Origin of the sequence: Roseovarius sp. D22-M7, assembly GCF_037083785.1 — a bacterium.
Classification (GTDB): Bacteria; Pseudomonadota; Alphaproteobacteria; order Rhodobacterales; family Rhodobacteraceae; genus Roseovarius.
This window is the reverse complement of sequence record NZ_JBAPKY010000080.1, coordinates 1-11,281: the sequence shown is the minus strand read 5'-3', so window position 1 is coordinate 11,281 and position 11,281 is coordinate 1. Positions and strand designations below refer to the sequence as shown.

At 55.7% G+C, this 11,281-nt stretch carries 7 protein-coding genes and 1 pseudogene; 6 read left to right on the top strand and 2 right to left on the bottom strand.

The genetic code is table 11. The features are described from left to right. Positions 1-503: 503 nt before the first annotated feature. A pseudogene (locus tag V8324_RS19960) lies at positions 504-1,257 on the bottom strand (IS5 family transposase). A gap of 411 nt (positions 1,258-1,668) precedes the next feature. Here V8324_RS19960 and V8324_RS19955 point away from each other — a divergent pair. From V8324_RS19955 to V8324_RS19930, 6 genes are all read left to right on the top strand, one after another. After that, the gene (locus V8324_RS19955; RefSeq protein ID WP_336421659.1) at positions 1,669-3,036 is read left to right on the top strand and encodes a surface carbohydrate biosynthesis protein; all 1,368 of its coding nucleotides are present in this window, start codon (positions 1,669-1,671) and stop codon (positions 3,034-3,036) included. Between the two features lie 922 nt (positions 3,037-3,958). Continuing rightward, positions 3,959-4,792 carry a UDP-2,3-diacylglucosamine diphosphatase gene (locus V8324_RS19950; protein ID WP_336421658.1) on the top strand — a complete coding sequence of 278 codons (834 nt, stop codon included), beginning with the start codon at positions 3,959-3,961 and terminating at the stop codon, positions 4,790-4,792. Between the two features lie 59 nt (positions 4,793-4,851). Then, complete coding sequence (locus V8324_RS19945; RefSeq protein WP_336421657.1) at positions 4,852-5,853, top strand: sulfotransferase family protein; 1,002 nt, start codon at positions 4,852-4,854, stop codon at positions 5,851-5,853. 41 nt (positions 5,854-5,894) lie between these two features. Then, complete coding sequence (locus tag V8324_RS19940; RefSeq protein WP_336421656.1) at positions 5,895-7,118, top strand: glycosyltransferase; 1,224 nt, start codon at positions 5,895-5,897, stop codon at positions 7,116-7,118. Positions 7,119-7,132: 14 nt separating this feature from the next. Then, positions 7,133-7,828, top strand: a complete 696-nt coding sequence (locus V8324_RS19935; protein ID WP_336421655.1) for a polysaccharide deacetylase family protein — start codon at positions 7,133-7,135, stop codon at positions 7,826-7,828. A gap of 774 nt (positions 7,829-8,602) precedes the next feature. Beyond that, positions 8,603-11,050, top strand: coding sequence for a serine/threonine protein kinase (locus V8324_RS19930; RefSeq protein WP_336421654.1), 2,448 nt, complete (start codon positions 8,603-8,605; stop codon positions 11,048-11,050). 26 nt (positions 11,051-11,076) lie between these two features. On the opposite strand, the gene V8324_RS19925 is transcribed toward V8324_RS19930, so the two are convergent. Further along, positions 11,077-11,281 (bottom strand): hypothetical protein (locus V8324_RS19925; RefSeq protein ID WP_336421653.1); only part of this gene is annotated, 205 nt, incomplete at its 5' end.

The window sequence follows — 11,281 nt, the reverse complement described above, 5'->3', positions numbered from 1 at the left end:
CCAAGGCGTGGCCCGTCGCCCGCAAACCGTCTGGCTGAAACCCGTATGATCGGGAAAATATTCTTCTCGCCAGACTTCTTCAGCAGCCTGCTAAATGAAGCGATACGACTCAGCAACGCGTTGCTTGCCTTTGTAAGCTCATGTGCGAGACGGGAAAACGGGGACGCAGTTGCAGGGCCTGTCAGGGCGCCCGTTGGGCCGGTGCGGCTTCCATCGTGTCGATAACCTCTCCCTGGCAGATACATGTGAGATGTCGACATTCATGATCCGCATGGTACCGGAGGGCGGCCTCTCTTGAAACGCTATGGCGCGCTCGGACACTCGTCGATCATCGGATTGATACCGTGAGTGGGCATNTTCATGATCCGCATGGTACCGGAGGGCGGCCTCTCTTGAAACGCTATGGCGCGCTCGGACACTCGTCGATCATCGGATTGATACCGTGAGTGGGCATTGTTGCAGAACTCAGGCCTGAGACGTGACTTCCCCTTACCCCATTGACGTCATGCCACGCGGACGATCTCGGCGGTGCCGAGGGCCGAGAAGCGGTTCATGAGGGCGATGCGGATGTGGATTTCGGCGGTCTGGCGGTCGGGGTCTCTCGCGGCGATGCGTTCCCCGACGGCCTTGAGGCAGCGCATCTTCGCCTCGATCCGGCTGCGGGCGTGATAGCCCGTCCATCGCTTCCAGAAAGCCCGGCCGTAGTGGCAGTTGGCGCGCAGGGTTTCGTTCCTGATCCGCGCAGCTGGACAGTCTTCTTTCCACGGGCGGCCGTTCTTGCGGATCGGGATGATCGGGCCGGCGTCACGTTCGATGATGGCCTTGTGGCAGCGGCGTGTGTCGTAGGCGCCGTCGGCGGTGACCGTACCGATCGGCTCGGATGTCGGATGTGGCCGGGTCCATGGCCAGATGGACCTTGCGCCATTGGCGTCGGCCTTGCACCCCGTGCTTGCGGGCCTGCCATTCGCCATCCCCGAGGAACTTGATCCCGGTGCTGTCCACGAGCAGGTTCAGCGGCCCGTCGGCACGGCGATAGGGGATCTGCACCGCCAGGGTTTTCTGCCTGCGGCACAGAGTGGAGAAGTCAGGCACCGGCCAGTCCAGCCCCGCCAGCCAGAGCAGGCTGGCCACCATGCCGGCGGTCTGGCGCAGAGGGAGCTTGAACAGCACCTTGATTCACAGACAGAACGGAATGGCCGCATCGGAAAACACGGCGGGCCGTCCAGGCCGCCCGTCACGCGGCGCCAACCATGTCATATCCTTGTCGACCCAGATCAGCAGAGATCCCCGCTTCCGAAGCGACGCGTTGTAGCTGGAACAGTTCGTCGTGCGGGTAGCGGGCAGGTGCGCGCTTGCCCATGCCACCTTTGTAAACGCATGGATTTGCAAAGTGAATCCCTTACGGGGATAGTTCTGCAACAACGCCCCGTGAGTGGCGTTTGAGAGTGCTCACGACCCGCCTTGGATTGTTACCGGACTGGGCGGCCGTTCGCGCAAAGGTTCTGTCCGCGGTGATCGGTTTCGCAGCGTTGCAGCTTTCGGGGCACAGAAGGCTTGATCGCGTGCAAAATCACGCGTAACCGCTACGAGGCGGTGATCAGCCGGTGACATGTCGGCAAAACCATTTGCCAAATCGATTCAGAATGAACTGTTGAAAGTTAGCTCAGCATGAAGACGATTTGTTTCCCAATTGAAATATATGAGCGAGAAATTGATTCTCGCCTGCTGCTCGCGATAAAAGTTGCTTCCAGAGGCGCCAAAGCCATCGTTGGACGAAGAAACAACCAGGTGTTCAGACAGGTTTCCGGTGCGACCTTTTTCCTGTCTCCGGGACATGCGAATACGAGTCTGCGGCTCGTTCAAAAGTTCGAACAATCGGACAACACGATATGCTTTCACGACGAGGAAGGATTTATCCGCCAGAGCGACCAGATTTACCTCGAGCAAAGAGTGGGGCAGACCGTGCGCCAGCACGGAAAGATTAATTTCACATGGAACAAATCCCAAGACGAATTGCTCAGGTCGATTCAGGTGTCGACCACCTGTATCACGGGCAGCCCAAAATTTGATTTACCGTTAATGATGAAACGCCCTCTGCCCAAAAAACTCCGGATAAACATCAATACGCGGTTCGCACTGGCGAATCCAGTGGGTGAAATAGGGCTGGAGGGCGTGTTTGAATTGGCGCGATTGAACGGCGACTTCACCGACCTCGACAGGAAGCGCCTGATCGATAGGTATGAGAAAGACACCGTCGTTTATTCCGAGTTTCTGGATCTGATAGAAAGAATTGGACAGGATGGATCGCTGCCTACTGCCATAAGGGTGCACCCGGCAGAGAGCCAAAATCGTTACAGGGAGATAGCGGAAAAATACAGAAATATAGAAGTTGAAGATGGTGTTCCCCTCTTCGACTCGATCAATCACACCTCCGTGGTCGTCCATGATGGGTGTACGACCGCATTTGACGCGAAACTGATGGATCGGCATGTGGTCGCGTTGCGTCCGGAATCTGTCGGCACATACTATGACGACCTCGCAAACAACTTCTCGGACGTCTGCTGTACGTCTGCTGGTGAAGTGTTCGAATTGCTGAGCAACGTGAGGAAAATCCAGGATTTGAACAGCATCATTCCTTTGAGGAAAACAATGTTGGGGGAGCTTATTCCAAATAGCAATGGAACATTTGCGTCTGACCTCATCGCCAACACCCTGATACAGCAGAGCTGTGAAGAACCATCGCAACGTGTGATCCCAAGAGTGACAAATCAGGCAAGCAGGTTGATGCGGAATTTTTTGAAGACCGCCAAGCGAAAATTCCGTTCAATGAGTTTCGATAAGGATGTATCCGCACGTCAAGTTACATCCTCCTACTTCAAGTCGAAATACCCTGTCGAACTCGATATGGAGGACCTGAAATTTCGTTTTGAAAAGATACGTGCTAATGTGTCGCCGTCAAAGGAGCGACTACATGACATTCAGTTGATGAGGATCAACAGTGAGGTCATCGAAATTGTACCCGTCAGTGTATCCTGAAACGCCCGAAATTGATCCGGTTTATACGCGGAATTTCGTCACGCCTTTGTGTGAAAGAACAACTTTGTCTTGTCATCAAATAAAAATTTTGAGTGTTTCAAATGCGAGGGCCCGATTCAATCATCCTGCATGCAGTGATTGCTCACCTTCGAGCCCATGTTTGTCGTGCTCGAAGCGTGAGGTGATCGACATACCGGAATACATGTAGCGGTGGCGATTCAGAGGGGCACAGCAATTCTCTGCTTCCGGCGAAAACCTCGTCAAAAAGTCCGATTTGGACCGCCGGAGTGTCAGGTCGATTTGTCCTGCACTTTTGTTCCTCGTGAAGCCACTGCCTTCGCGCCTGCAGCGAAAGCCCGATCTGGCAAGCATCCTCGTCGGGCAGCGACTCCAATCGACCGTCTGCAAAGGGCTGGCCTACGACATCTGATGGTTTCTGTCGGATATCCGCACATCCCCGCGCGGCACGGTTACGCCGGATGCCCGGCTTCGCAGACGCAGCGAATTGCAGCTCTGACGGGCCGCGCCGCGGCATATCGATATCAAGGCAAGGTCCGCTGTGGGCCGACCTTGTCTACCCGGTTGTCACCTTCGCAAGGGGCGGGGAGCGGTCATTCGCTGCGGGTACCATGGGTTCAGGCGATTTCAGTGGGAGCTGACATTCAGTTGGACGTGAAACGGGAAAATTTTCTGTAACGCCGCATGGCGTCCAAGAAACCTGAACCGACGCGGACTTTGATCAGTCGTGTAGAATTTCAACATTTCAAAGTGCCGCCAACGAGCCGCCAATCCGCTAAATTCTTTGGGCGCACTAATGTCTTGCCACGCCCCAACATCGTTCGGGCAGTACATTTGGTCGTGTGTCACGAAATCGATACAAGATACTGCGAAAAGACAGAAGAACTTTATCGGAAGCGCTGGTATGTCGAAACCATACGCAAACGGAACACAAGCTGGATACGACCGTACTCTCTTTGTCTCGGATCTCCACCTCGGGGCACGAGGTTGCAAGGCCCGCGAAATTCTCGAATTCCTCAAAAGTTGTCATGCCGAAACAGTCTATCTGGTTGGGGATATTTTTGACTTCTGGCATGTTGGAAAAGTGCACTGGACCGGCATACACGATGAGATCGTCGTTGAACTAAACCGGTTTTCGCAAAGTGGCGCCCGGCTGATCTATCTTGTGGGGAATCATGATCGCAAGGCGCAACATGTCGTGCAGGCTTACCTGCCGTATGCAGAGTTTCGAGTGTCCACCGTGCACCAAGCAGCCGATGATCGAACCTATCTGGTATTGCATGGAGACCAAGCGGATCGGCGGCTGTTGCGTTGGCACATCATGACTTTGCTCGGCAGTCGAGTGGATGCCAATCTTCGCGCCATCGACGATTGGATCACCCGAAACCAGAATATACCGGCCGATCATCCCGGCATTTTCAGGCAGTTAATCTCGCTGTTCAATCGCATGATGGCCATGGGAGAACGCTTTGAAACCCTATTGGCATCGATGGCGAAAGAGGCCGGAACGGATGGCGTAATTTGCGGCCATTCCCACAGGCCGGGAGTGCGCGTGCACAATGATACCACCTATGCAAATTGCGGAGACTGGGTAGATAGCCTGACCGCTTTGACCGAGGATCACAACGGACATATCGAATTGTACAGCTGGCAACGTGAACCGCGGCGGGCGCAGCAACCCGAGCGCGCCAAGCGCCTTTCGGCGCCACTTGTCAGCGATAAGCGGCGGCGGGCCTGAAATTGTATTGGCAGCCATCAGAGAGCAAGCGTTTTCGTACCGTTGGATTTTTGACAAAGGTGATCCTGCTCCCGATCATTCTATTGGCTTTTCTTGTGCATCGGCTCGCTCTTGCTTTGGACCCGCTGATTTTCCCAAGGCTTGATAAGGTTGAGGTGAAAAACCCTCTTTTCATTGTCGGGCTGCCCCGCAGCGGTACCACCGCAGCACATCGAATGATGGCCAGCCACTCCGAAATATTTACCTCTATGCCCTTGTGGGAGCTTCTGTTTGCACCTGCACTTTGCCAAAAGTACGTGATCTGGGGCGCCTATAAAGTTGATGATGCCCTTGGTGGACCACTGAACAAGCTCATCAATTGGGCGCAGGACCGTTTGGCGTCCGGCTTTGATGACATCCATCAAAGCCGTTTGACGGACCCTGAAGAAGATTATCTGGGATTGCTTCCCTTTGATGGATGCTTTTTGCGCGTCCTGATGTTTCCTTATGCGAAATCGACTTGGGCGCTTGGCGACTTCTCGTCCCTTCCGAATGCAAAGCGAACGCGTCTATTGGCTGCCTATCGGGCGCTGGTTCAACGCCATCTCGCATTTCGCGGCGAAGATCTCAGGCTCCTTTCGAAGAACCCCAGTTACACGACTTGGGCGTCCGATTTGGCTGACACGTTTCCAGACGCCCGTTTTGTCGGGATGCATCGCGATCTGGAGCAGGTCGTCCCGTCGCAGTTGAGCTCGATCGAAACGGGCATTCAGATTTTCGGCCATTCCGCACACGATCCTTGGATTATCGGTCAGTTCACGCATCTGCTCAGAGGGTATCAAAAGCGGCTGAAGGAGGATGCCGAAAGGCTTGGAAACCGCTTCAAGTTGCTTGATTTTCAGTCCCTCGTAAAAACACCTGATGTTGCGCTTCGCGAGGTCTACACACAATTTCAGTTGCCACAAAGAAATCCAGAAGACGCGGCCTCCTTGAAACAGTTGTTGACTGAAGCGCACAGGTACAAATCTAAGCACAAATACGCACTGAGTGACTTTGGGCTGCAAAGCGCAGATTTATTGTAACTCTGACTCAACCTTCTCTTCAACAGGTCAACCTGCTTACCATGACAAATCAGACTTTCGACACCAAGATCAGCGATGTATCGCTTCGGTCAGAACATAGCCTGGCACCCCAAATGGCGCATCAGGGTTTTGACCGCCCCAAGCGCGCGGTTGCCCCGGTTGCAAAGGTATCAGATCTACGCATCGCGGTAGTCTCGGACGCGATTGCTGGTCGTAATGGTGTTGGCACATTTTACCTGGACCTTCTGGCGCAAATCGAAGGGGATGTGGCACGGGCTGAACTTATCTCGCCGAAACAAAGTGCCGACTACTCGCTGGAGCGATTTGCATTGCCCTTGCCCGGCGACAAAACCCAAAGGTTGGCTTGGCCGCGTCGTCGCGAATTGAATGCGCGGTTAGATCAGTTGAGGCCCAACCTGATTGTTATTCCGTCCCTTGGACCCTTTTCATTTTTTGCATTTACCTACGCACGCAAGAACCAAATTTCAGTCGTCGTCGTCAATCACACGGACTTTGATCACTTGCTTTCGCTTTATTGGACGAAATGGGCCGTGTGGCCTCTCCGAATAGGTTTGAATGCAGTGAACCGTTGGCTCTGCAAGAGGGCAACCGCTGTTGGAGTAATGCATAGTGAAGCTCTGGAAACTGCAAAGCGGCACGGTGCCAAGGTGGTGCGCGTCATGGGAACCCCACTGAGCAGCGATTTCTTGTCGCGCCCTATACAGCCGTTGACAGAGACTGTGACACGGGCGGTTTTCGTTGGCAGGCTGGCAAAAGAAAAGGGCATCGCCGACCTGCTGAAGGCTGTACGGTTATCGCCTCAGACACATTTCACTATTGTTGGCGACGGTCCTTTGCGTGAGGAAATTGAGGCGACCGCCAAGGTCTGCAAAAATCTGACCTATCGTGGATGGCTGAGCCGGTCCGGCGTCCTGATCGAAATTGATGCTGCAGATGTTTTGGTCCTTCCGTCTGCCTATGAAACCTTCGGTACGGTAGCTTTGGAAGCTTTGGCAAGGCAGAGATATGTTATTGCGAGTTCAGGATGCGGCATCACCAAATGGCATGCGCTTGCCGATGGAATTTTTCTGACATCAGATGCAAAGGGTCTGAAAGAAGTACTCGACGATATCCAGAAGATGGAGCCTTTGGATCGCCGTCAGAAGGCGGCTAAAAGCTGGCAGGCTGTCGAAGCCTTCAACAGTCAGGCTGTCAATGAGTGGCTAAATTTGTTCTGTGACGCCGCGCATGCGCAAAGCCGTTGAACAGGTTCAAAGGAATGAAAGCTCTGGTCTCGATCCACGATGTCATGCCTCACACGATGACGGAAGTAGCTGAAGTCATCGCACTATGCCGAAGATGCGGTGTAGAAATTCTGACATTGCTTATTGTGCCCGGATACGATTGGTCCTCACAGCACCTGAACCGGGTGAGGCAGTGGCAACGTGAAGGGTGCGAAATTGCCGCGCACGGATGGGTCCATCGATGCCTTAAAATCTCAACCTTGGGGCATCACATACACAGTTGGGTTCTGTCACGCGATGTCGCCGAGCATCTCAGCTTGAGCTCCGATCAAATCGCCGCGCTCATGGCGCGATCAAAAGATTGGTTCGAAGCAAACGATTTTCGAACTCCTGAATTGTACGTGCCGCCAGCTTGGGCAATGGGGAAGATTTCAACTGAGGCTTTGGGAAACAGCGGCTTTCGTATGGTTGAAACCCTGAGGGGGGTGCATTTCCCAGAATCCAAAAATTGCAAATGCCTGCCTCTCGTCGGGTTTGAAGCTGATACAGGCCTTCGTGAAGCGGCTCTTCGGCTGTTAAATAGGATCGCGATTTCGATAACAAAAAGAGAACCAATGCGGGTGTCGATCCACCCCTTTGATCATCAACTTAGGTTAAGTAAGAATTTGGAAGATGTTCTTCGAAATTGCGGAGAACCGTTAAGCTACACGTCGCTCATAAAAAATGTGTGAACGGTACATGAATCGGCAGCAGTCCAATTGAATGTATCACGCCGAACTGTGAGTTTGCACTCAAAGTCAGCTGTGTCCGCGCCGCCGCCATCCGACCCTGGAAAATGCTGCACGATGCACGAATGGCCGGCCTGGTGACGTTGCAGCGCGGCATCGGTCACACCGATGAACGGCGGTTGTGGGCCGTCCTCGGCACCGCGAGGTGCCCGCGATTCGGGTTATGCTGCGACGCGACAGAGGTCGGCTCTGAACTCAACTTGGACATCGCCAAGCTTTGCGCAGCCCGACGATCGCCTTTTGCTGAAGACACGGTCAGGGCACGACGACGCACCCGGAGCGCTGATTTTCATAGTCTCGCGCGACCACCGACGGCCTGCCCCCCGACGACAACACGTCGGTCGTGCTGTAGTAGGGCCACCTGCCCCAGCCGCCGGCGTCCGACCAGTTCAGAATCATGTATGAGGTCGGCGACGAGATCCATGACGCGTCTTCCGCCCGAAAGCGCCACACCCTGAGACCTACGGAGGAGCGCGCGACGAGATAGAGATTGTCGGGAAAGGCGGGGGGCAGGCCCTGCGGGGTAGAAGGCTTGCGGACCGCGACGGCCTGCACCGTTCCGCCATACCCCGGCTTGAACCACCCGAAGCAGGCTTCAACGTAGCAGTCGATCCACTTGTGCCAGGCGTGACCATATTTTTTTCTTATAAATGTGATTGATTGCGGACGCGCGAGCGCTGCATATTGGCAGCGCGTTCAGCCATATGGAATGAGAGCATGATTGACGGCCGTTCATTTCTCCCTGTAGGCGCGATGCTTGGCGAAGGACGGTTCAAGATACTCGCGCACGCCGGCCGTGGAGGCTTCGGCCTAACCTACAAGGCCCACGACCTGAAACGCGGCGGAGCGCCTGTGGCTGTCAAAGAGTATTTTCCATACGGCGGCGCCGAAAGGCGGGACGATGAGGTAGCGTTCCTACCAAACACGCCGCTCAGCGCGCGCCCCCATCTGTCGGCCTTCTCCGAGGCGCTCGCCACCGATCGCGTGTCTCACCCGTCCGTTCCCAACACGATCCTCACCTTCCGCGAAAGGGGCACCGCCTACATTGTGATGAATTGGATCGAGGGACAAACGCTGTCCTCGCTGGCACAGAGCGGAGGCGCAACGCCGGACGCGCTCCTCAAGACGTACTTGACCGGCCTCGACGTCGCTTTGCATTTTGCAGCCGCTGGCCTCGCGCACCGCGATCTCAATCCCAACAACATCATGATTGATGCTGACGACGAGCCGATCATTATCGATTTCGGCCTCGCGCGAGCCGTGGGACCCGGCTACACAACGATGACGCGCACTGTCGCCTTCGCACCAGGTTTCGAGCCACCGGAGCAGAACTTCTCGAAAGGCTGGCAGGACGTCTGGACGGACGTCTATACGCTCTCGGCGTCTATGTACTACGCCGTGACAGGGGCGCGCGCTTCGCGAAGCACGCCCGGAACGCTCCTTGAATTCGTGCGTCGCGACGAAACCCTTGTCAAAGGATTGTCCGAAGCCTTCGCGGCGTGCGTCGATCAGGGATTGATCACCGATATCTCACAAAGACTTCGTTCCGGCCAGGAAGCACTGGAGACCCTGGGAATCGACCGCGCCCGCCTTGCCGAGATCCTCTCACCCGAGGTCTTCGCGGTCACCAAACTGCTCGAACCTTTGCGCCCGATGAGATATTCAGTGGGCGAAGGCTTCCAGCCCGTCGGCCGGCCGGAGGCGCTGGCGCCAGTGGTCCGCTATCAGCGTTCTCTTCTCCAGTCATTCGATACGGCGCGGTTTCAACCGACATCCCTGAAACGGCGCGACGGCTCCGAACTGACGACCGGCTTGTCGGCGAAGGTCGCGCTTGCACGCACCGAGGCTGCGCTCAACCTCCTCTTCGGGCGCGAAATCGTCGTCCCTGCGGGACAGATCGCGGAGAGCCCTGCGTTCATGACGATCTTCATGGAGATCATGGGGCCTTTCTTGAAGGACTATGCGACTCCTATCGCCGCTGCGTGCAAAAACGCGGGGCTCCCGACGTTCCAACCTTTTCGGCTGGCGCTCGAGTCGAGGTCGATGATCGACTATGAAGGCTTTGTTCGTGAATATCGCTTTACGGGCGCGCCTCTCGTCTTGATACGCGCTGCGGGCGGCGAGAGCGGCGAACGAGACGAGAAGGCTGCCGCGCGGATCCAAGGCTTCAAGAACCTGTTCCTCGCGCGGGACTTCTCCGGCCTGGAGACGGCGATCGGCCAGCCGGGATACGGCGATTTCGCGCGAATGGTCGCAGAATGGTTCGGACCGACGACCGGCGTTTTCGCACGGCGGGACGTACCCGAGGTCAGCTCAAACGAATACGCGCGCTTCTTCGATCTGCGATTGCGCGACGAGGAGTTGGTCGGCGAGGGCGTGTCCGAGGCCCGCGCCTCGCTCGAACTCGTCGAGGAGATCGAGACAGTTCTTCGCGAGGCCGATGTCTCGGGCTATCGAGGTAACTGGTATCGCTTTGCCGAGAGGTTCGGAGAAATTTGGCCGCTGGCGCGCGCTTATCTCGACACCCGTCTGTTTCTGACCTTGGCACGCCAATATGAAATCGATCACCCGATCTTCGTAACGCAGGAGTTTGAATTCGGGCGCTTCGATCATTCGTTGGTACTTGGGCCGCGCTTCGCCTCAAACATGGACAGCGATGACGAGAGCCCACTGCTGCAAGTAGCGTCGAATTTCTCAGAGCCGGTGAACTGGAGCGCAATTATGGAGCTCTATCTGGATGATAGGTTTCTTCGGAGCGTGCGGCGGCTCACACGTCACTTCTTTGATCGAACGCCCGCCAGCGATGAAAGATATGTCGAAGACATTGAAAGCCACGGCAATCTTCTGGCCCGGCTCTTGGGCGACGTTCTGGCGTTCGAAACCTCCTCCGGGCGATTGAGCGTCCGCCCGATCAGCGTGGCTGGTGGGGTTTCAATGTCTTATGAAGCCTACGACCCTTTAGGTCTTACGGAAGAGCTCCGATCAAAAGATAGGATGGCGACGGAGAGTTTTTTCGTGGATGGTCGGCTACCCGACAAGGAGCTTACTGCGATCAAGACGCTGCAAACGGACCAGAGCGGAAGAGCGGCGTTCAGCGACGCGGCGGCGGCGACCGTCTTGCACTACTATGCGAAGCCTTACCGGAGTTTCGTCTCCACGGCTTAGTCCGCTCATCGGACCGTCTGCCTCGCTCAAATCGTGCATATGCAGCGAATGTCTGGTCTTGACGGCCGCGCCATGGCTTCAGCGACAGTTAGCCAAAGGCGGCTCAGGGCCGTTCCTGACGATCCCGCAGTCAGGACGTATTTTGTTGAAAAACTCGGGCTTGCTTGGACGGTAGGTTGCTGATTCAATTCTTCTGACCAGCGGGAGAATTGAGCAATGTTGGGACCGAGA